The sequence below is a fragment of the Lentilactobacillus kefiri genome (genome assembly GCF_009739535.1).
GTDB lineage: Bacteria > Bacillota > Bacilli > Lactobacillales > Lactobacillaceae > Lentilactobacillus > Lentilactobacillus kefiri.
The window spans coordinates 328,452-351,012 of record NZ_CP029971.1; the positions used below are offsets into that span (position 1 = coordinate 328,452).

The following is a 22,561-nucleotide window of genomic DNA, read 5'->3' on the forward strand; positions in this document are numbered from 1 at the left end:
AATAGTCAAATAGGCTGGATACAAAACCAGCCGTTTTGTCCCAACCTCTAAATAATTGTCATGATACTGAGTGCGGATGCTACCAATGCAATCGACCAGAACACAATGTCAATTTTCCATTCAGACCAACCACACATTTCAAAATGGTGATGGATTGGCGTCATTTTGAAGACTCGTTTACCAGTCGTCTTGAACGAAATGACTTGGATAATAACACTAGCAGTTTCACACACGTAAATAATACCAATAATCAATAATGAAAACTCATGGTGAACCAACACCGATACACAGGCAAGTGCACCACCAAGAGCTAATGAACCCATGTCACCCATAAAGATCTTTGCGGGCTTATGGTTGAAAATAAAGAATGCCAACAGGCCACCAACAACGGAGAAGCAAAACATGCCAACTTCGACCTGGTGTTGAACCAATGCAATGATACCGTATGATGCAAAAGAAATCGTTCCTAAACCGGCAACCAGTCCATCAAGCCCATCACTCAAGTTGACGGCGTTTGAGAAGCCGACCAACCAGAAAGCGATAAAGACAATGTACCAGTAACCTAAATGAAGATCCCCGCCAAACGGAATTTTAATGGCCAATGGGAAGCCTTCATGTATGTATACCACCGAAAAGACCACGGCAGCCACAATTTGGCACAGCAATTTCTGCCATGCCTTTAATCCCTCGTTCTGACGTCTAAACAGCTTAATGCTGTCATCCCACATACCAATTAATCCATAAGCAATCAGAACGAACAACAGGATTAACAATGTTGGATTGAGCATATGCTTAAATCCACCAAAAACAAGGTCACTCACGACAATGGCAAAGATAAAGAGAATTCCGCCCATCGTTGGGGTTCCTGACTTCTTTTCGTGCCAGGAAGGCCCCTCTTCTCTAATCATCTGGCCTTCATGACGACTTCGAAAATACTTAATCAAGCTCGGCATAAAAATTGCCGTTATCAAAAATGTACTTAATAAAGGTGTCACCCAATTACCCATAATAGAAACATACCATCCTTCATTATTCAAAATTTACCTTTAAAACGTCACCGGAACCGATTGACTTTTCAAAGTTGATGCTTTGACTGTCAGCATAACCACTGCCAGTTGATTCAAGTTTCAGCCCTGTCAATGAACAGAATTCTTCAACATCGTGCTTGCTCCAGCCAATAATTCTTGGCATCTTCCAGTTCTTGCTGGTTAACAGAAATACCCGCTTTTGCTCAGTCGCCGTTTGACTGGCACTTGGTGATTGCTTGCTGATCGTATCCCCGTCACCAATTGTCACAACATCAAATCCTTTTTCATTCATCACCCGTTTTGCATAAGTGGTTGTCTGATAAGTAACCGATGGGACCTTGCGCTTAGCAGTTGCCTGCTTGGAATTTGAATTTTGCAGAGCCCGGGTAATAACCGGCTTGAAGATTTCGGCCAACAGCTGAGTTGCCGTTTTCAAACCATTCAGTTTAGGCTGCTTCATCGTGATGAACATCACGTACCGAGGGTTGTTTGCAGGAACCATTCCAGCAACTGAATACAAGTAACTGTCGTCGCCGGATGCATACCCGCCGGAACCGTTGCTGACTTGGGCAGTACCGGTTTTGGCAGCAACCCGGTAGCCTTTGATCTTATAATCAGCACCAATTCCGTAAGACTTATAAACAACATCCTGCATATGCTTACGGACGGCTTTAGCGGTTTTGGCACTGATTGGATGGCCAACAACCTTTTTGCCATACTTTTTAATTGTCTTATTATTGGCAGCATTTGTCACTTTAGAAATAAAGTACGGCTTCATCATTGTACCATTATTTGAAACTGCAGATAAAGCCTGCATCATTTGCATGGTTGTTACTTCAATTCCTTGTCCAAATGACGTATCAGCCTGCTCAATTGGATAATTAAACTGAAGCCGACCGGTTAATTCATTGGGAAGGCCCGTGTTGGTGCTCTTTAAGAAGCCAAACTTTTGAATATACTTTTTCCAGGTCTTGGGTCCCATTTGTTGCTCCAAGTGGGCCATAGCAACGTTACTGGAAAGGGCAAATCCTTTGTTGTAGGTAATATAACCCCAACCACCAGGATTCCAATCCGGCACGATCTTGCCATCGATGGAATAACGCCCTGATTCATAGGTGTCATTTCCGTTATAATGGCCAGAATTAATTGCTGCAGAAAGTGTGAAAACCTTCATTGTTGAACCAGGTTCATACATATCGGATGACAAAGTGTTGGTCCATGCAGACCCAATGCCTTTCATGGTCGAGGCGTTAAAAGTCGGTCTTTGAGATGCCGCCACAATCTTACCAGTCTTAGCATCCATCAAGACTGCATTCATACCAGCAGGATGGACTTGCGATTGGACGGAATTCATTTCACTTTCAAGCAGCGTTTGAATTCGAGAATCAATCGTTGTGTAAATATTGTTCCCATTTTTGACGGCCTTTTCCTTCTGGCGTTTGCCCGGAAGTTTATACCCGTACACATCATACTGAGCATCTTTATAACCGTTTTGACCGGCAAGGGTTTTATTAAAGGCTTTTTCGATCCCCATTTGGCCAACCAAGTTGGAAGTTCCAGTCTTTTTATTGGTTTGAGAAGTTGCCACCCCAATTAAATTAGACGAAAAAATACCGTTTGGATACAACCGAGCCTGCTTTTGAACAAAGTCGATTCCAGGGAGCTTTTCAGCTTCAATCTTTTTCTTGGTCAATAAGGAAATGTTCGTTCCGGCACTTCCAAATTCGACTTGGAACGGATGCTTATTTTTAGGTGATAAAATTTTGAGTGCCTTTTTCTTGGAGATTGGCAGGTATTTTGAAATCACTTTTGCCGTCTTTGATTTGTTAACCACATAGAGTGGCTTACCGTTTAATCCCTTTTGGCTCTTATCTAACACTGCGTATAACGAATATGTACTGGTATCTTCTGCAATTGGGTTTCCGTTTGCATCATAAATAGATCCTCGTTTTGCTTTGAGGACCTGGGTTTGGGTATAGAGTTTTTCGGCACGGTTATTTAAATTAACATTCTTAACGTTTTTGCCTACCGCAATCACTAACAAACGCGTACCTAAGAATGCAAAAAGCAGGAAAAATGCTAGGAATAGACTTATTCCCACAGTTTTCCGGCTTTTACGCGCATTCAGTTTGTCTGTGGAGCGATCAGATGAATCTTTCATTTAGTAACATTCCTTATGTTTGCATTTTTGAGTGACATGCCACTCTTATGTGCAATTTTATCAAGACGGGTGCTACTTTGCAGCTCCCCAATCTGCTGTTTCAAATTTGTGTTGCTGTTGCGAACATTTGTAATTCGATTATCCAAATGTTGAAGTTCATGCTGTGAATTTGATAATGCAATTTTTGACGATACAACTACTAACATTAACACAGTTAAGATAGCACTGCCACATACAATCAACAGCTTTTCGAACGATGAAAGTTTGAGCGCTTTGGAAATGCTCGCCCTCTTGATTGATGTGGGTTCAGGTTTTGAAACATACGGTTTTGGTTGTTCTGTTAATTTACGAGCTAAGTTATTTTGGGCCATAATATGTAATCTTCCTTTTATTCTATTTTTTAATTCGTTCAATTATTCTCAACTTAGCACTATGTGAACGGTGATTTTCTTCTAATTCAGCTTCAGTCGGAACAATTGGCTTTCTCGTAATACTTTTGAATTTTGGTTTAATACCTTCAGGAATAATTGGCAAATTAGGTGGCAGATCGGGTAACGATGTCTTTTCTTTAAACATCGTCTTAACCAGCCGGTCTTCCAATGACTGAAACGTTATAACGCTAATTCTCCCATTAACTTTTAATAAATCAAGTGCCTGTTCCAAGGAATCTTCCAATGCGGACAACTCATCGTTGACGGCAATTCGAATTGCTTGAAACACCTTTTTGGCAGGATGGCCACCGTGACGCCTTGCTGCAGCGGGAATTCCTTCTTTGATGACGTCCACCAAATCACTGGTTGTATTAATTGGATGCTCGGTTCGAACAGCTTCAATTCTTCTGGCAATTGATTTGGAAAACTTTTCTTCACCATAACGGTAAAAGATGCGAACCAATTTTTCATATGGCCATTCGTTCACGATCTTCCATGCATCAACGGGATTATCTTGATCCATTCGCATATCCAGTCGAGCATCAAAGCGGTAACTGAACCCTCTGCCAGCTTCATCAAATTGTGGGGAAGAAACGCCTAAATCATAAACAATGCCATCGATGCCGCTCACGCCAACATTTTGTAAGGCAGTTTTCAAATTTCGAAAATTGTCATGAATGAGGGTTAACTTTCCGGCTTCAATGTATTTGGCCAAATGCTGTTTATTATAATCAATTGCTTCTTCGTCTTGATCAAACGAATAAAGATGACCGTCTGTCAGCTGTTCAAGTATTTTTGTTGTGTGTCCCCCGCCACCTAACGTTGCATCAACATAAATGCCGTCTGGATTAACGTTCAATCCCTTGACGGCCTCGTTCAATAGCACGGTAATGTGCTTAAATTCAGACATTCGATCACCCCCGTTTTCAATTTCTGATCAGTTAAAAGTCAATCATATTTTCGGCAATATCATTAAAGTTCTGTTCTGCTTCATTGCTAAAGTTGTTCCATCGCTCATCGCTCCAGATTTCAAATCGATTGGAAACGCCGACGACGACACACTTCTTGGCAATTTTGGCATAATCTCGTAGTGTACTTGGGATATTAATTCTTCCCTGCTTGTCAAATTCACATTCAACGGCAGCTGAGAAGAAAAATCTGGTGAAGTAACGAGCATCTTTTTTATTGACGGGTAAAGTGTCGATCTTTTGTTCGACCTTTTCCCATTCGCTCATTGGATATCCAAACAGACACCCATCCATTCCTCGAGTGACAACGAGCTTGTCACCCAGATCCTGACGAAACTTAGCGGGGATGATGATACGTCCTTTGGCATCAATATTGTGTTGATATTCACCCATGAACATGTCGTCACCACCCCCAATTTCAGTTTACATTCACATTCTACCACAATCCACCACTATCAACCACGTATCCCTCCAATTTGTAAAACTTTTGTTATAAGGACTTTTTTTACATCCCCCAATCCACTGGAATCATTGATATACCGTCATTTTAAGATGAGTGGTGGAAATAACCCAATTTTGGGTAAAAAAAGAACCCAAGTGATTAAACACTTGGGTTCTCGATACAACTATTAAATTATAAAGCCTCAAAAATGACATAAATTCCCACAACGATCCAACAAAAGAATAGGAATAAATCGCTGAATCGCCAGAAAGTCACAAAAAATTTTCTGTAAGTTAAATGGGGGTTGGTAAAAATTTGCCATATCAACACAATTAAGGTTAACCCCAACCAAACGATAACCACTTCCGGAATAAATGAACCGGATAACCCGTTTTTGCTAATTTCATGAATAAAATACAGCAAAATCGGCGGCCAGAAATCCAATGGCTTAATTTTAACTTTTGAGCGAAAAAATTGATTTTTTCTTAAAACAACTAAGAACCCGGCGACGATGAACAGAATCAGTAATTGAACAAAAAACGTTGCCGTGGCAGTCATCCAAGGAGAAACATGCATGAGTAACCCTCCTGATTTTGACAAAACGTATTGCATTGAACGATAATGATAGTTAAACTATATAGGGAAAACAAGAGAAAGTGGTGCAAACATTGGCGCATAAAAAGAGAACCCGATTTCAAAAAATCACATTAGTATTCGTTTGGATCATGATCATTGCAACTGTTAGTTCATTGGTCATTTCAGCGATCATGACATTTCTTTAATCAAACGAATCATCAAGCAGGCAAGAAAATCTTGCCTGCTTTTTTTATTCCTTTTTATCCTTGTAAACCTGTCTTGGCCGACTACCATCCTGAGGACCGATATAACCGCGTTTTTCCAAATCATCAATCAATCTGGCAGCCCGGTTATAACCAATTCGGAAGTGTCGCTGCAGTAATGAGGTGCTGGCCTTTTGCTGATCAACAACGAAGTCCAACGCATCACCAAACAACTCATCTTCGGAATCTTCCTGGTCCTCTTCTTTAATTTCTTCGTCACTGACCATCATCGATTCATCATAATCAGCGGACTGCTGATCCGTAATGAATTTAACGACTCTGGAAACATCCTGATCGGAAATGAAGGCGCCCTGAACTCGAATTGGTGTATTGGAATCAATCGGCAGGAATAACATATCACCACGTCCAAGCAGCTTTTCAGCACCATTGGTATCAATAATTGTGCGTGAATCAATTCCGCTTGAAACGGCAAACGCAATTCTTGAAGGCACATTGGCCTTGATTAATCCGGTGATAACATCAACTGATGGTCGTTGAGTTGCCAAAATCATGTGAATGCCGGCAGCCCGGCCCATCTGTGCTAGACGGATGATTGCCGCTTCAACATCATTGGAAACGGTCATCATCAAATCAGCTAATTCATCGACAATTACCACGATGTACGGCATTGGCTGAATCTTGGTATCATTTTCTCGATTGTTTTTAGCAACAAATTCATTATAAGTACTAATTTTTCGTTGGCCGAATTTCGCAAACAATTCATATCGGTTTTCCATTTCAGAAACAACCTTCTGCAATGCCCTTGCGGCCTTCTTTGGTTCAGAAACCACTGGACTGAGCAAATGGGGAATCCCATTATAAACGCCCAATTCAACTTTCTTCGGATCAATCAGCATCAGCTTAACCTGACTTGGCTTGGCATGAAGCAAAATGCTGGTAATAATCCCATTGATAGCAACCGATTTACCACTACCAGTCGACCCGGCAATCAGTAAATGCGGCATCTTCGTTAAGTCAGCCGTAATCACGTTGCCATTAACATCCTTTCCAAGCGGTACTTGGAGGACATGGCCATGATTATCCGGTTGATGTTCAACCACGTCACGGAATGAAACGGTGGCAATCTTTCGATTTGGAACTTCAATTCCAATGAGTGACTTTCCTGGAATTGGCGCTTCGATTCGAATATCTTTGGCTGCCAACGCCAGGGCAATATCATCAGACAAATTGACAATCCGGCTGACTTTGACACCAATGTCCGGGTGCAGTTCATACTTCGTAACGGAAGGTCCCAAACTAACGTGTTTAATCTCAGCCTTGACACCAAAGCTGTCCAGCGTCTTTTGCAGAACCTGCGCATTATGATCAATGGATTTGAGTTCTCCCGACTGGTCATCATGTGGAATCTGGGTTAGGAGATCGGTTGATGGCAATTTGTATGAATCGTCTTCTTTGACGTCAACCAAATCAACATCAGTAGAATCGTCCGGCTCGGATTCTTTGGGCTGTGGTTTCTTGGTTTCCGGTTTGTCGGGCTGCTTATCGTCATCAGTTACCGGCATCCCCGAAATCGTAATCGAAGACCCAGACAGCTTATTTGACCCGTTATCGGAGCTCTCAACCGGTTCAGCCGGTCGAACGGGTTCGTCTTCACTTTTATCATTGGAGCGCTTAACAGGCATTTTTGCCGGCTTCTGGCCACGTCTTTGGCCAACCTTGACAATTTGTTCCTTTAAGAAGGTCAAACAAGTCCGAACGGCAACGAAAACCTTCGCAAACGAAATGTCGAAAAGCACAAAGCCGCCAAAGATAATGACCAGGCTGGCGACAATTCCGGTTCCAATTTTGCCAAATAATAAATGAAGAACATAAAAGACCGCCGTGGCCAGAATCCCACCACCAATATTGGAGTCGTCATTGGATGAAACGATATCATCCACCAATTTTTCCCAATTAAAGTTGATGAAATCAACCGGTTGAGCAGCTTGAACATATTCAATTAAAGTCAGCCATATGAGGATCCCCAACAAAATAAGCAATGTCCCCAAAGTATACTTTGCGGGAATTTTAGGGAACCGAGAAAAGCCGGCCAACCACGTTCCGGCAACAATCGCCACTAATAGGAGAATCGGATAGAGACTGCCAACGAAGATGCGGGCAACATTAATCATAAACGTGCCGACAATTCCTGCCTGAAACAGTCCCAGCAAAGCCAAAATTGCGCCAACAGCGCCAATAATATTGACGGCATATTTGCTCAAAAAGTTTGACTGCCGTTTGGAAGTCTTGGTTGATTTGCGTGGTCGGCCACGCTTCTTAACCGTTTTTTTCGGTGTCCGCTTCGTTTTCATAATGATGTCTGCCCTCCTCTCGTCAAGATTAATAATCCCTACTTCAATTTATCATGTGGATATTTATGAGTGCGTTCCAAGTTATTGAAGCTTTGCTGTCTCAATACTTCATAGATAACAATGGCACATGTGTTGGACAAATTAAGTGCCCGAATATGGTCATCATCTTGTGGAATGCGGATCGCCTTTTCCAAATTTTTACGCATAAATGGTTCGGGCAATCCCGTTGTTTCCTTGCCAAACAATAAATAGTAATCCTGATCGGAATCAGAATAATCGGGGTCTGTGTAATCCTGGTTGGCAAATTTGGAAACCAAAAACAGATTTTTGGGATCCTTTACCGTTTTTAAAAATGCCGGTAAATTTTTGTGATAATTGATTTGTACTTTATCCCAGTAATCCAGTCCGGCACGTTTTAAATGCTTATCGTCGATGCTAAATCCAAGTGGTTCAATAAGATCAAGCACGGTATCGGTTCCGGCACAGGTCCGGGCAATATTACCTGTATTGGCAGGCATTAAGGGTTCAAATAGTACGATATGATTAGTCATTTTATCCTCCGAATTTTTAGAAATCAGTCACCATCACAGAAACGTCAACCGTCATTGACTTCAGCGCGTTGACGTTCTCAATGGCATTCTTTTGTCGATCTTTTCCCCAGTGCAGCGGAGTCATAATCATCATGTCCTGCTGCATCCCCTGAGGAATTGAAAATGAATATGTAAGTTCATTGATTGAGGCATTTGGATAATGCTTCATAAATAAATCAAAGACCTTCTCGTTGGAATAGGAGCTATTCTTTTGGCCGATGCCAAACAATGCTTCTCTAAGTTCATGCAGATAATGACTATTGGGAATGATCTTAATCAGCTTCCCGCCTTCTTTGGCAACCCGGTTGAATTCATCATAAGCAGACGGTGAAAACAAATCAATAATTGTCGAAAAAGTATGGTCATTAAATGGCAGCCTGGCCAAATCCGCAACGCAAAAGAAGGCCTTTGCGGGTTGTTGAGTGGCCAAATTAATACCGTCTTTTGAAATATCAAATCCAATTGCAGTATCGGAACCATTTCGCTGAGCTAACAGGCGTGAAAGTGGTGTTCCTTCGCCGCACCCGACATCCAATATGGTTTCGGGCGTGGTAGCCAAATGCTTGGAGATTTCGGCAACAATCGGGTCAAACAAGCCTGCCTGCAAGATTTTGTGGCGTGCTTGAAGCATCGACTTATCATACTCGTTATTGGCCTGCTTTGTCAGAAAAAATAACGTTCCCTTTTTAGACAGGTCAAAAGAATGATTGTTGGGGCACACCAAAGAATATCCTGAAACTTCGTCAAAAGGCGACTGACAGACAGGACAGCGAAACAAACTTAAATGGTCGCTCACAAATTGTTTACCAAAATCGATTTTTTTCACTTAAAGCCCTCCACAAACGCAATTCATTATATCACAGAGACCATACAAATAAGCTTCCACCTCAAAACTTCAAATGCAAATTTTGTTGGAAGCTTAATGAATTGTCGATCAGTTTATAATCCTTTATTTAAAGCAATGTATGACTGCATGTCCGAAGGTAGCGGCGCTTCACAATGGATGTTGTTCCCAGAAAACGGATCATAAAACGTCAGCTCGGCACAATGCAGTGCCTGCCTTGGCATGGAATGGTCATCCGGGTTATACAGCCAATCCCCGATTAACGGGTGGCCGACTGCTTCCATATGGACCCGGATCTGATGCGTCCGACCAGTGTGCAGCTGAACTTTAAGCAGTGTTTGATTAGCCAGTCTGCAGACCGTCCAAGCTTCGGTAACCGACATCTTACCGGCAGCCGTTACCTGCCGTTTGACAAACGAGTCTTCCGTTCGACCAATTGGCAGATAAATTTCAAAGTGGGGACTGGAAATTCTGCCGGCAACAATTGCCAAGTACTTCTTTTGAATGGTTCGATCTTTTAATTGTTTATCAAGCACCGAGTGGGCAAAGTGATGCTTTGCAAAAATCACCAACCCGCTGGTGTCTTTATCCAGTCGGGTGACGATATGAATTCTCTGGTTGGCATAGCCCTGCCGTTGATAGTAGCCTTTCACCCGATTAACCAATGAATCCGTCGAATAATTGTGTGAAGGCACCGAAGCCACTCCAGCCGGCTTATTAACCACCAGGAAGTTGGGATCTTCGTGAACAATGTGAATGGGAACATTGGAAACGTCAACGTGATCGTTTTCCGGTTCCGGCGGTAAGACAACTTTAACGACATCCTCAGTCGTCAATAGTCGGTTAACTAAAGATTCTTCGCCGTTAACCAGCGTTTGGCCGCCATGATACTTGATCTTTTTTAGCAACGTCCGAGTAATACCGTAACCCATAATGAACGTTCGGACTTTAATCGGTGATTCACCCTTATACTGCCATGTAAACTCAGTCATCCAAATTGACCTTGCCAATGAATGAATTGCTGACCCGTCGCCAAAATTGCGTGTGCCGATATTGGGCAAACGCAATCCGGCGTTTGGAGATCCGGTATTCAACCGATTCAACCGCTTCATGGGAAATCACTTGATGATCACAGGTTAGAATTGTTCGGTTGGAACTTTTAGGAACAATTTTTACCCATTCATCAGGTGAAATAATCAACGGTGAACCCAAAGTTCGAAACACCCGGTTGTTGATCGAAGAAATCTCGGCAACCTGAATGGCATTCAAAGTGGGGTTGATGATGGCACCACCGACTGATTTGTTATAAGCAGTCGAACCGCTGGGAGTAGAAACACAAAGCCCATCGCCCCGAAAGCTTTCAAATAAGGTATCTTTGATATAAACATCCGCGACCATTGATCCACTAACCTGTTTGAGAGTGGACTCATTCAAAGCCAGGCCATAGTCTGCGGGGCCCCCACTGACGTAATTAACGCGAATATCCAACAAGGGGTACGTTACGCTTTGACCGTTATCATGCTTTAAACTGTCAACTAATTCCGAAACTTCATAATCCCGCCAGTCGGTATAAAAGCCGAGGTGGCCGGTATGAATCCCAACCAACCGGATTCGGTCGCTAATATCTTGATAATGGTGAAATGCGGACAGCAAAGTACCGTCCCCACCAACAGAAATCACGATTTCAGGGTTCAGACCATCAATGCTTAATTCTGGGGATTCTTCAATTTTTTTCTTCAGTGAAGTTGCCACGATGTTCGACGACTCCCCAAGATTACTGTAGATGGCTATTTTCATCAGACGACTTCCTTACATCCTTGTCTGGTTCCTGAGTATCAGGGTCCTGCTTTTTAACCTCTTGAAGCTCATCACGAATTTCAGACATTTCCTCATCCAAATGGAAGGCGGCTTCAGCTGAGCGTTCCAACCGTGACTTCAAATCAGCGGGGAATGCACCTTTATACTTATAGTTTAAAGAGTGCTCAACAGTTGCCCAAAAATTCATCGCCAGTGTTCTGACTTGAATTTCTGCCAAAATGACCTTCTCACCGGATAACATTTGAACCGGGTATTCAAAGATAATATGGTACGAACGATATCCACTCGGCTTTTTATTATGAACATAGTCTCGTTCTTCAAGAATATTGATATCTGTTCGTTTCCGCAGCAAATCAACAACTTGATAAATATCTTCAACAAATTGACACATGATTCTCAAACCGGCAATATCTTCCATATCTTCTTCAAGCCGATCCTCTGAGATGTGTCTTCTCACCATTTTTTCCTTAATACTATCAACCGGCTTAACCCGACCTGTTACAAATTCAATCGGACTTCGACCATCAACTTTTAAGAACTGCGCTCTAATTCCCCGCAGCTTAACTTTTAATTCATCAACAGCTTGTTTATAAGGAATTAAAAAATTATCCCAATTTTTAACCAAGCTAACACTTCCAATCTGTCGCGCGAAGTTCAGCGCGCTATTGCTTCAGCTTAAAATTCAATCAGACTTAATTCTAACATATTCGCCAATCTTTCCCAATATGGCATGCTCACTTCAAGCAAAATTGTTGTTTTTGTGTGAAAATTTGGTATCCTTAATGAAGAAATAATTAGTATATTAATTTTGTTGTCGGTTGCACATGGAGGGGCAATAATGGTACTTGAGATTTATTTATTCGTTGATCCACTTAATCGACATTGTTATGACGCCGAAAAGACGATTGAACGTATTTCACAAAAATTAAACAAACAAATCAGTGTTAGATTCGTTTCAATGCTGAACATCAAAATCCTACATGACTTCTCAATGAACAAACACCTTAGCCATCTTGATCAAAACTTGCCTTACGATACCATCTTGGACTTTAAAGCAGCTTCATTCCAAGGCAAAAAGTTTGGCCGGCATTTCTTGATGGACCTTCAAAAAGAACTTCTGATTAATGAAGAACCTTATACTGATGATCTGGTCTATAAGCTGGCTGAAAGAAATGGCTTGGACATTGAAATGTTCAAAGATGACCGCCGTTCAGATTTGGCTGAAAAAATGTTTAAATGTGATCAGCGGGTTGTCCACGAGATGGATATCACTGACCCATCGACAACGGTTCTCTTTAACTCTCACGTTGACGACTGTGGGATTCGCGTTAAAGATTTCGACTATAACTCATTATTTGGCTTTTGTGCCAAAAGCCTTGGCTCCGCTGCCCACTTTGAACAGGCGAGCAAGAAACCGAGCAAACCAAATACAGTTCAATATCCAAAATCAAATTTACGATTTAATTAATTAGACACAAAAACACAGGTGCTTGAGAAATCCCAAGTACCTGTGTTTTTTTATGGTCATTACTTGTTATACAACCGTTCGAATTCATTCAAACGATCTTCAAAAATCTGGAATGCTTTTTCGAGATAGTCGGGCTTGGTCATATCAACCCCGGCTTTTTTCATGACATTGGTTGGCGTATCGGAACTGCCTGATTTCAAATAATTCAAATATTTATCAATGTTGTCTTGGGTACCGTTGACAATGCCGTCAGCTAACGTTGAGGCCGCAGCAAACCCGGTCGAGTATTGGTAAACATAGAAATTGTAATAGAAATGAGGAATTCGGGCCCATTCCAGCGCAATCTGTGGATCCGAAACAACCGCATCACCATAATATTTCTTATTCAAATCAAGATAATACTGATCCATAAACTTGGCTGTCAACGGTTGGCCTTGGGCATCCTGTTCATGGATATACTGTTCAAATTCGGCAAACTGGGTTTGACGGAAGACGGTTCCCTTAAATCCATCCAGATAATAATTCAAAATGAATTTCTTCATCTGGTCGTCATCTTTGAATTTGTTCAGCAAATAGTCCGTTAAGATATTTTCATTGGTCGTTGAGGCAATTTCTGCGACAAAAATAGAATAATCCCCATACTGATATGGTTGATTATGATGTGAGTAGTAACTGTGCATACTATGACCGGTTTCATGAATCAAAGTATACAAGTTATCCAGGTTGTCCTTCCAGTTCAGTAAGATAAATGGATTGGTATCGTATGTTCCGGATGAATAGCCCCCACTTCGCTTGAACTGGTTTTCAACAACGTCAATCCAACGCCCGTTAAATTCCTCTTTAACGTGGCTGACATAGTCGGGGCCCATAACCTGAAGGGCCTCCAAAGCAATCTTTTTGGACTGCTCAAATGTATATTTTGGTGATTGATTACCCACTAAAGAAGTATACATGTCATACATATGCAGCTCATCGAGACCGAGAATCTTTTTTCTCAAAGCAACATATCGATGCAAAAGATCCAGGTGCTTATTGACAACCTTAATTAAATTATTGTAGACATCAGTTGAAACTTCATTGCCTGCCAGAGCAGCTTCCAAAGCACTATTATAGTGGCGAATGTTGGCTTTAAAATTATGATTTTTGACGTTGGTCGTCAGAGTTGATGCCAATGTATGCTGAAATTGATCATAAACTTCGTACAACTTCTCGAAGGCTTCTTTACGAACACTTTGATCGGTGGATTCCAGCAAGATGCCATAAACACCCTGTGAGAGCTTGACCTTGTTGCCATTTTCATCAGTGACAGCTGGGAATGACAAATCAGTATTATCCAAAATGCCAAAAGTCTTTTCACCTGAGGAGAAGATATCGTCAGCTCCGGCAAGGACTTCTTCGACGTCGTTGCCTAAAATATGGTCACGACGTTCAAAAGTCTGGTCGTAAAAACGTTTATAGTCAGTTAATTTAGGCTCGTCCTTATAAAATTGGGCCATCTTGTCATCGGAAATCTTCAACAGTTCCGGTTCAAACCATGCAGTCGCCGCACCAAATTGGGCGGCTAAAGCCTCTGAACGGGAATACATTGCTTGGTATTTGTCCTCGCTGGTATCCTGATCATTCTTCAACTGAGAATAAACATACACTTTTTCCAACGTCCGGCTGAGTTTCAGCAAATCTTCGGTCGCCTTGAGTAATGATTCGGCGTCTTTTTCAATGGTGCCGGACAGCCCGGCAAACTTCTTTGAATCAGCCTTCACTTCAGTAAAGTCCTTCTCAAAGTCTGCATCGGACGAATAAACGGTGGTTAAGTCCCAAGTCAATTTTTCAGGAACATCTTTTCTAAGAGGCAGTTCTTGTGTTTTAGCCATAATGTCCTCCTTCAAATATTAGTTAGTATTAGGTTAGCACACCATGGGCTTTTCAGTCATAATATATTGTCTTTTTTCATCATAGCTCTCAAACCACTTGGGAGATTGAATGATCTTAACCCCGGCAATCGTGTGGCGCAGATAGCCATTGGCCCGCAGACTAAAAATAAAACCTGTAAATGCCATCTGAAAGAAGCGGACATAGTCGTCGACTTGCGCAAATTGTTGGCCAAACAATTGAACCGACTGCTTAAATAGCCAGTTCAGCTCTTGATTTGAAATCTCATCATCCTCACCAGAAAACAGCTGGAGGACAATCCAGACCCGCCAACATAAACCGGTCCGGCGAAAAATTGGTAATTCGCCGTCAAATTTTCCGTGGCAAACTAATGGACAGCCGACAAATACTTTTCGCCGTTGGTAACAGACCGTGACCATATCAAGATAGGTTTCATTCCCCATCACCACACTCCTCTGAATCCGATTAACCTGATTAAGGATCATTTTTTGGACGTACTGAGTTGAATAACCAGCCGTCTCCTGGGTTGAAGATTGAATGAAGTTTTTCAGGTCTCTCAAATGGTGAAACACACGAACATCACTCGTCAGCTTGCCGCAAACTTCTTTAATGTGAAAATCAATTCGAAATTGATTATTTTTGGCGGAGTAAAAGACAATAAAAAAGCCAAGCTGAGAATGAAACCTGGCAAATTTAGCAACACTATCCAAACGTTTGGCGGCATTCAAATGCCGGTCGCCCAAAATCCACAGCACATCCATCCCCAATTGCCTGTAGTTTGCGGTTCTTCGGGCCATATCCTGATATGAAATGGGACTGCACTGATATTCCAAAATTGTCTTTTTGCTTGTCAGAAAGACATCGGCCCGCTGTTCAATTGCCGGCAAGTTATATTCGAGGACTGCCGGCTCCCCGATCTCTTCAAGTTGCCTTTGAAACGCCAACTTTCCCGTCAAATGGGCCTGGCTTTCATTTTCACTAAAATGGCTGCACAACGAGCTGCGTTTATGGCTAAAATGGGGAATCCGATACTTGCCGTTTTTAAAAATCACCTGTTCATGACAACAGGGACAAACCAACGCTTTGTCGATGATTGATTTATCGGTCAGCTCACCGGCATTAATTAATTGGTCGTTCATCATTGCAATCAGCATGTTATCACCTTCTGTCATGTAGATACGAAAAAGGCCGCTGATTTGTTTCAGAAATTAAAATTATCATTACGTTTTTGTCAGAACAGCAGTAATCCTACCATTCTGTTCATAATCGTTTATAATTATGGTAAATAATTCTGGCTGGGGGACTAATATGCTGAAGAACTTATTAAAATATATTCAAGAAGAACACGTTGCCGAACAACTTTACCACAGCCTCATTGGTATTGAGATTGAAGAGCATCGAATCGATAATCATGGCAAGCTGAGTCAAAAACCATATCCACAGAATTTGGGTTCAAGACGCTACCATCCCTATTTGCAGTCTGACTTTTCGGAATCAATGAACGAAATTATCACTGATCCGAATCCGAATATCGGCGGTGTTTTGGATCAACTTGACACCCTTCAGACAGTCTTAATCCGATCGGTTGATAAATCAGAATCATTTTGGCCGCTCAGCATGCCGCCAGCTATGGATGCCGAAGATAAAGAATTTATTCAAGGCCACTTTGGCCGACCGGCATACGCAAAGTACCGCGATTATTTAACCAAAAAGTATGGTGTTGCCCGGAAAATTATTACCGGGGTCCACGTCAATTTCAGCATCCCTGAACCGGTTATCAATCGCCTTTACGTGCATTACCAAGACCAGTTTAAATCACTGGTTGGTTTTAAAAATGCCCTCTACTTTCAACTCGCCCAAAACTTTGTTTTACATCGTTGGTTGCTGACGTATCTATTTGGTGCCAGTCCAATTGCTGAAAAAGGCTTTTTCTCTGAAGAAGACGCAAAGAAGCTCAACCATCCGGTTAGAAGTATCCGAAACAGTATCTATGGCTATGTCAATGAGCCGGATGATAAAGTGGATACCACCATTTATACCAGTTTAGATCACTACATTGACGGCATTAACGATGCCATCAAAGATCACAACTTGTATTCAACGGCCGAATTTTATGGGCCGGTTCGGTTACGTGGACAGGAGGCCATCAAGGATTATCGGACCAAAGGTATTTCCTACCTGGAATTCCGAGTTCTCGATAACACACCGTTCACCCCAAATGGAATCAGTCGTCACGCAATGTATTTTCTGAAATTCTTCCTTGTGTATCTGCTGGTAACCCCAGTTGATCATGAAAACGTTGCTGATGATTTGAAACAGTCATTTGCCGACAACAATCAAGTCGCTCTCGAAAATCCCGATCAGCCAACGTTTAAAATGGCAGAGGGAATTAAGATTTTCAACGACCTGATTGCCATGGCAAAATCACTTCACGCCCATTCAGAACAGCTCCAGGCACTGGACGACTTCAGTGAAGTCATTACCCACCCTGAGTTAACCGCTTCGGCAATGCTTCTCCAACACATCCAAAACGGCAGCTTAATGGACTTTGGCGTCACCGTTGCCAAACGTTGGCGGGCACAGCGATTGGCTGCCCCAACACTCTTGCCATCAATGGGCAACCTTTCATTTGATGCTCAAAGATTGATTTTCCACGCCATCCAGCTTGGAATTCGATATTACGTGGTTAAAGATGAGGATGGCGAATCCCTTATCACGTTGACTTACGATAACGTGACTCAGGTTATTTATACTGACAAAGTTGGAAAAGTCGAACCTTTGCAATACTTGTATGATCTGTTTCCCGGCATCAAAAAGGCAGCCGAACAAGATAATCATTAAAAATATTTCGAAAAAATAAAGGCAGGAACAAAACTAACCGTTTTGTTCCTGCCTTTTATTATTTCATTTTAAATTTTCAGTGAAACGCTAAAGGCCGTTCCCTTTGGGTGATTATCCTTTACGGTAATGGTTCCCGAATGCTGCTGAACAATCCACTTGGCAATTGCCAATCCAAGGCCGTTTCCACCAGTCTTGGAGTTTCGCGATTTGTCAGAACGATAGAAACGTTCAAAAATTCGCTTCTTGTCCTCATCCGGAATGCCGGTTCCGGTATCTCTAACTTCGATTGTCAGCCGGTCTCTGGCCAATGCCGTCAATACCGTGACAGTTCCACCAGCTGGCGTATATTTAATCGCATTATCCAATAATATGATGAGTAATTGACGAATTAAATCTTTGTCCATATGGCCGGTGCCATCCGCTTTAAGGACGGTCACCATCGACTTATGCTGACTGGCAGCAATATCGTCATATGGCTTGAGAATTTGAGCAAACCATGGCTTAAGATCAACGGGTTGCTTATTGATTTCAATGGTCCCTGAATCCGAACGGGCCAGCATCAAAAGCCGGTTCGTTAAAGTCTGTAAATGACGGACCTCATCCAAAGATGTTGAAATCGGATCAACCTGATCAACCACTTTGGTTTTCGGCTTAGTTAACATATATTCCATTTGGTTTTGAATGACCGTCAATGGCGTTCGCAGTTCATGGGCCGCATTGGCACTAAACTGCCGCTGCCGTTTCCAAGCTTTCATAATTGGTCGCATGCTTGATCTGGAAAGGAAGTAGGCAATTGCAATTGCCACAATCCAGAAGAAGACCAGTGTGATCAGCAATGATCGCTTAAAACTATTGACCGCCATCAAATCGGTATCAATGTTTTCCAGAATTAAAACATAATTACCGGCATAAATCGGATTAGAATTCGACTTTGGCACTTTAATCAAAAGCGTCCGGAAATAATGCAGCGTATTGTCGGTTGACATCAACGTTACTTCGCGGACCTTATTGACCTCAGACTTTTCCAACTCGGTGTTGATAAATAAATTATAAATTCGATTTCCAAGCATCTGGGCGTTGATAATCTGCCCCTTTTTATTGAAAACCAAAATATTTGTCCGAAACGGTGTGTCACCGTTATTCGGCTTGGCTGGTACCGGTGCCTGGGCATTATTGCCATTTCTAAACTGTGGCGCCTTCCGGTTATTCAAAACATTTTGTTTTTGGGTAATCAATCCTTGGTCAATATTTTTGTAAATTGATTGGTGAAAGAAGAAGAACACGACTAACCCAAGGACGGCAAATAACAGTGCAAACCCCACCAATTCCTTCAAAAAGAGTGACAGTTGCTGTTTTTGCTGCGGATCGCTTCGTTTCAATCCGATTCCTCCGTTTCAAACATATAACCAACGTTTCGTAATGTCTTAATTGGCTGAAGTGAAGAGGCCTGCTTCAGTTTCTTTCGCAGGTTGCTCATGTAAACTTCAACCACGGAAATGGCGGTTTCAGATTCAAACCCCCACAACCGATCAAAAATCTGATCTTTCGTAATAATGGTGTCCGGATTTTGAATGAAGTAAACCAGCAAATCAAATTCTTTTCCGTTGAGTTCCAATTCCTTGCCGTTGACTTCGACGATTCGGTTACTCAAATTTACTTTAAACGGACCCACTGCCAACGTATTGTCATCGCCAAGATGACCGCTGCGCTTAAGAAGGGCCTTGACCCGCATGATTAATTCCTCACGGTGAAATGGCTTGGTCAAGTAGTCATCCGCCCCAAGTTCAAATCCGTGGACTTTGTCATCCAAAGTATCCTTGGCTGTTAAAATCAACACCGGCATACTTAAATGATCCTCGGTCCGCCAATGCTTCAAAATGTCATAACCACTCACTTGCGGCAGCATCAAGTCCAGAACAACCAGGTCATAGATACCTTCTTGACCCAGCATTTGGCCTTCAAAGCCGTCGTGAGAAACTGTCGTCTGGGCAATTTCTCCGAGGACCAACTGAAGGCTTTTCGCCAAGTCTTCGTCATCTTCAATTATTAATATGTGAAGTTCTTTCATTAAGTTTTCTCCTTTTATCTGCTGCCACTAAATTAAAGGTTTTTTGCCCGCTCGTCAACAAAGATATCCACAATTTATCATAAATCAAATGTTTTAAGCTTATTTTATGGTTAAAAGGATAAACTCATTTCATCAATTAAGAAAGGAGTGATTTACCCATCACAAGTACGAAGCAATTATTTAAATTCGGGATAACAGGATTTATCAATACGGTTTTAACCTATGTGATTTACATGTTGCTGCTCCACGCGACAAATGCAACAATCGCCATGGCAATTGGCTATGGCATAACTTCTTTATTAGGACTCACCATGAGTAATCGGTGGGTCTTCCAAACTGGGAACTCAGTTAAATCAGTTGTATGGAAATATTATGCAACATATTTGTTCACGTGGCTGATCAGTGTCCTGTTTGCCCACTTCGCCAGCGGCTTTCCAATTATTGACAGTCGCCTGATTCCAATTATCAGTCTTCTAATCACTGTACCCACCAATTTTCTGCTTTCAAAATTTTGGGTATTTCACAAAACAAACTTAAAGGAGGTTCGCCGATATGGCAGCCAATAAATATATGGAAAATACCCAAAGTAAAAAACAAAGTCGTCTGAGATTCGATTGGATTCTCGTTGCCATTCTTGTCCTGGCGCTATTCCTCTACGGTTGGCAGATTTGGAAAGCTGGATCCGCCAATGCGTTTTATACCGCAGCCATTAAAAGTATGACAGAAAGTTTCCATAACTTTTGGTACGGCAGTTTTGATCCAGCAGGATACATCACCGTTGATAAGCCACCGGTTGCTCTTTGGTTTATGGCAATCAGTGCCAAAATCTTTGGGGTCCACGGATGGAGCGTTGTTCTGCCTTCCGTTCTGTTCGGGGTGGGCTCGGTCTATCTCATGTATCGAATAATTCAACCCTATTTCGGCAAAAATGCAGCGCGTTTAAGTGCCCTGGCATTAACACTGACACCCATCGTGGTCGCTGATTCAAGAACCAACAACATGGATGCCACATTGGTATTCTTCTTGATGCTGGCACTTTATTTCCTTGAAAAAGCAATCGGCAGTCGAAAGATTTGGTCACTTTTAATCAGTTTCGCGTTAATCGGAATTGCCTTTAACGTCAAAATGCTTCAAGCCTTCATGATTTTGCCGGCTATGTATCTGTTTTACTGGTTGGCAGCAAACGAAACCTGGAAACGAAAAATATCCAAATTAGTTTTTGCAACCGTTTCGCTCCTGGTATTTACCTTGGCATATCCAATTTCAGTTGATATGACATCTGCCAGCAGCCGCCCATACGTTGGCGGGTCTGAAACCAATTCTTTACTGGAACTGGCCTTTGGCTACAACGGAAGTGAACGGCTGTTAGGCCAAACCACCGGTACCGGCGGCACATTTGGCGCTGGTATGAACAGTAAAACCCAGAAAAAAGGCGGCGGTATGCCTGGCAGTGGCAGTAAGCAGCCAACCGGCACGAAGCACAATGGTAAATCCATGACCCCACCTGGTGGGAAGAACATGAAGGGTCAACCCAACGGCGGCAAGAAAGGCGGCCCAGGTAAAATGGGTGCCGGCGGCGGTGGCGGTGGTGCCTTCAATATCGGCACCGCGGGACCATTCAGACTATTCCAGTCGGCACTTGGCCCTGAGGTTAGCTGGCTTTTACCATTCGCACTATTTGGATTGATTGGCGGTCTTGTTTACTTCAGAGATCGACGAAAACGCTGGTTTAATCTAACCACCAAGCAGAAGCAACTGATTCTTTGGACTGGTTGGCTGGTTCCGGTTTATGGATTCTTCAGTATTGCCAGTTTCTTCCATCCCTACTACATGATTATGTTGGCACCACCAATTGCCGCGCTGTTTGGAACCGGTGTAAGTGCCCTCGTTGGCCTGTTTAGAAACAATTTGCGCACCAATTGGAAATTCTATCTGCTTCCCGCTGCAATTATTGCAACGGCGGCCCTCCAATCTTGGTACGTTTACAGTTACTATCCATGGTTGACGTGGATCATCTTAATTGCCGCAATTGTCTTTTCCATTGGAATGGCAATCCTGCCACGTGGGAAGGCCTTCCAGACGCTCTTGGTTGGTGGAATGCTGTCAATCATGGCTGCACCAGCCTGGTGGTCATTGACCCCAACCATTGCCGCTGAATCAGCAATGATTCCAACCGCCGGCCCTTCACTACTGACTTCATCAAGTAGTGGCATGCCTGGCGGTGGCGGCGGAATGGGCAACAATTCAGTCAATACCAAGTTGCTTAATTATGTTGAGAAGAATCAAGGCAGCGCCAAATACCTGTTTGCCACCAGCGATTCAACAACAGCTGCGCCTTACATCATCAAAACCGGTAAAGCTGTTATGGCCATGGGTGGATTTAACGGAACTGATCCGGCAATCACCCTTACCCAATTTAAGAAGCTCGTTAAAGATGGTAATTTGAAATACTTCTACTACTCAGGAAAATCCGGTAATACCAAGATTATTAACTGGATCAAGAAACACGCAACCAAGGTGAAAACAAGTCTGTATCAATCTAGCAATAGTACCAGTTCGCAACCTGGCATGGCTGGCCCTGGTACGACTTCATCAACTAAATCGACCAAGGGTAAAGCCCCAACTGGTAAAACGACTTCCGGTAAAGCTCCAGCAGCTGGTAAAGGCCGTCCAAGCGGCAAGCCTGGAAGCAAGCCTTCGATGAGTCGCAAGTCCAAGATGAAACCTAACAAAACAACAAGTAAAACACCTTCCAAGTCCACTCACAAGTCAAGTCAGGGACAAGGCAACATGCAAGGACCTGGTGGCATGGGTTCAACCGGTGTTCTGTATGATTTGTCGTCAATTTATAAATAAAAGGA

21 protein-coding genes are annotated in these 22,561 nt (G+C 42.6%); 5 read left to right on the plus strand and 16 right to left on the minus strand.

Going from position 1 to position 22,561, the window contains the following annotated elements:
* Positions 1–47: 47 nt before the first annotated feature.
* The 6 genes from mraY to DNL43_RS01785 form a co-directional block, all read right to left on the minus strand.
* Positions 48–1,007, minus strand: a complete 960-nt coding sequence (gene mraY, locus DNL43_RS01760; RefSeq protein WP_056982215.1) for a phospho-N-acetylmuramoyl-pentapeptide-transferase — start codon at positions 1,005–1,007, stop codon at positions 48–50.
* A 22-nt stretch (positions 1,008–1,029) separates the two neighbouring features.
* Positions 1,030–3,189 carry a penicillin-binding transpeptidase domain-containing protein gene (locus tag DNL43_RS01765; RefSeq protein WP_056982115.1) on the minus strand — a complete coding sequence of 720 codons (2,160 nt, stop codon included), beginning with the start codon at positions 3,187–3,189 and terminating at the stop codon, positions 1,030–1,032.
* Entirely contained in the window at positions 3,186–3,560 is a 375-nt protein-coding gene (gene ftsL / locus DNL43_RS01770) for a cell division protein FtsL (RefSeq protein WP_054769242.1), read from the minus strand. Before ftsL ends, DNL43_RS01765 begins: the two co-directional genes overlap by 4 nt.
* A 22-nt stretch (positions 3,561–3,582) precedes the next feature.
* Positions 3,583–4,530 (minus strand): 16S rRNA (cytosine(1402)-N(4))-methyltransferase RsmH, encoded by a 948-nt coding sequence (gene rsmH / locus DNL43_RS01775; RefSeq protein ID WP_056982114.1) that lies wholly within the window; start codon positions 4,528–4,530, stop codon positions 3,583–3,585.
* 31 nt (positions 4,531–4,561) lie between these two features.
* Positions 4,562–4,987: a division/cell wall cluster transcriptional repressor MraZ gene (gene mraZ / locus DNL43_RS01780; protein WP_056982113.1), complete on the minus strand. Its 426-nt coding sequence runs from the start codon at positions 4,985–4,987 to the stop codon at positions 4,562–4,564.
* Between the two features lie 235 nt (positions 4,988–5,222).
* Complete coding sequence (locus DNL43_RS01785; RefSeq protein ID WP_056982111.1) at positions 5,223–5,606, minus strand: DUF3397 domain-containing protein; 384 nt, start codon at positions 5,604–5,606, stop codon at positions 5,223–5,225.
* Between the two features lie 83 nt (positions 5,607–5,689).
* On the opposite strand from DNL43_RS01785, the gene DNL43_RS01790 reads away from it, so the two are divergent.
* Positions 5,690–5,812, plus strand: coding sequence for a DUF4044 domain-containing protein (locus tag DNL43_RS01790; protein WP_315972280.1), 123 nt, complete (start codon positions 5,690–5,692; stop codon positions 5,810–5,812).
* A gap of 44 nt (positions 5,813–5,856) precedes the next feature.
* Here the strand turns inward: DNL43_RS01790 and DNL43_RS01795 are convergent, their stop codons facing one another.
* The 6 genes from DNL43_RS01795 to DNL43_RS01820 all read right to left on the minus strand — a co-directional run bounded on the left by DNL43_RS01795 (position 5,857) and on the right by DNL43_RS01820 (position 12,058).
* Complete coding sequence (locus DNL43_RS01795; protein WP_056982109.1) at positions 5,857–8,181, minus strand: DNA translocase FtsK; 2,325 nt, start codon at positions 8,179–8,181, stop codon at positions 5,857–5,859.
* Between the two features lie 38 nt (positions 8,182–8,219).
* Positions 8,220–8,732 (minus strand): tRNA (cytidine(34)-2'-O)-methyltransferase, encoded by a 513-nt coding sequence (locus tag DNL43_RS01800; RefSeq protein ID WP_056982108.1) that lies wholly within the window; start codon positions 8,730–8,732, stop codon positions 8,220–8,222.
* A gap of 16 nt (positions 8,733–8,748) precedes the next feature.
* Positions 8,749–9,597 carry a methyltransferase domain-containing protein gene (locus tag DNL43_RS01805; RefSeq protein ID WP_056982106.1) on the minus strand — a complete coding sequence of 283 codons (849 nt, stop codon included), beginning with the start codon at positions 9,595–9,597 and terminating at the stop codon, positions 8,749–8,751.
* A 113-nt stretch (positions 9,598–9,710) separates the two neighbouring features.
* Positions 9,711–10,607, minus strand: coding sequence for an RluA family pseudouridine synthase (locus DNL43_RS01810; RefSeq protein ID WP_054769833.1), 897 nt, complete (start codon positions 10,605–10,607; stop codon positions 9,711–9,713).
* On the minus strand, positions 10,600–11,412 hold the full coding sequence (locus DNL43_RS01815; protein WP_056982105.1) for an NAD kinase: 813 nt from the start codon (positions 11,410–11,412) through the stop codon (positions 10,600–10,602). Before DNL43_RS01815 ends, DNL43_RS01810 begins: the two co-directional genes overlap by 8 nt.
* On the minus strand, positions 11,390–12,058 hold the full coding sequence (locus DNL43_RS01820; RefSeq protein WP_056982104.1) for a GTP pyrophosphokinase: 669 nt from the start codon (positions 12,056–12,058) through the stop codon (positions 11,390–11,392). The genes DNL43_RS01815 and DNL43_RS01820 overlap by 23 nt, the downstream gene beginning before the upstream one ends.
* Before the next feature lie 213 nt (positions 12,059–12,271).
* Between DNL43_RS01820 and DNL43_RS01825 the strand changes: the two genes are divergently transcribed.
* On the plus strand, positions 12,272–12,901 hold the full coding sequence (locus DNL43_RS01825) for a DsbA family protein (protein WP_056982103.1): 630 nt from the start codon (positions 12,272–12,274) through the stop codon (positions 12,899–12,901).
* Between the two features lie 59 nt (positions 12,902–12,960).
* On the opposite strand, the gene pepF is transcribed toward DNL43_RS01825, so the two are convergent.
* The gene (gene pepF, locus DNL43_RS01830) at positions 12,961–14,772 is read right to left on the minus strand and encodes an oligoendopeptidase F (protein WP_056981984.1); all 1,812 of its coding nucleotides are present in this window, start codon (positions 14,770–14,772) and stop codon (positions 12,961–12,963) included.
* Positions 14,773–14,805: 33 nt separating this feature from the next.
* The gene (locus DNL43_RS01835) at positions 14,806–15,963 is read right to left on the minus strand and encodes a competence protein CoiA (RefSeq protein WP_225366631.1); all 1,158 of its coding nucleotides are present in this window, start codon (positions 15,961–15,963) and stop codon (positions 14,806–14,808) included.
* Between the two features lie 136 nt (positions 15,964–16,099).
* Here DNL43_RS01835 and DNL43_RS01840 point away from each other — a divergent pair, with 136 nt between their 5' ends.
* On the plus strand, positions 16,100–17,632 hold the full coding sequence (locus DNL43_RS01840) for a gamma-glutamylcysteine synthetase (protein ID WP_056981980.1): 1,533 nt from the start codon (positions 16,100–16,102) through the stop codon (positions 17,630–17,632).
* Positions 17,633–17,700: 68 nt separating this feature from the next.
* On the opposite strand, the gene DNL43_RS01845 is transcribed toward DNL43_RS01840, so the two are convergent.
* Positions 17,701–19,011: a sensor histidine kinase gene (locus tag DNL43_RS01845; protein WP_056981979.1), complete on the minus strand. Its 1,311-nt coding sequence runs from the start codon at positions 19,009–19,011 to the stop codon at positions 17,701–17,703.
* Positions 19,008–19,700, minus strand: a complete 693-nt coding sequence (locus DNL43_RS01850) for a response regulator transcription factor (RefSeq protein WP_156644973.1) — start codon at positions 19,698–19,700, stop codon at positions 19,008–19,010. The genes DNL43_RS01845 and DNL43_RS01850 overlap by 4 nt, the downstream gene beginning before the upstream one ends.
* A gap of 233 nt (positions 19,701–19,933) precedes the next feature.
* Here DNL43_RS01850 and DNL43_RS01855 point away from each other — a divergent pair, with 233 nt between their 5' ends.
* A complete protein-coding gene (locus DNL43_RS01855; protein ID WP_235805503.1) occupies positions 19,934–20,266 on the plus strand; it encodes a GtrA family protein in 333 nt (110 codons plus the stop codon).
* On the plus strand, positions 20,253–22,556 hold the full coding sequence (locus DNL43_RS01860) for an ArnT family glycosyltransferase (protein ID WP_056981975.1): 2,304 nt from the start codon (positions 20,253–20,255) through the stop codon (positions 22,554–22,556). Before DNL43_RS01855 ends, DNL43_RS01860 begins: the two co-directional genes overlap by 14 nt.
* Positions 22,557–22,561 lie beyond the last annotated feature (5 nt).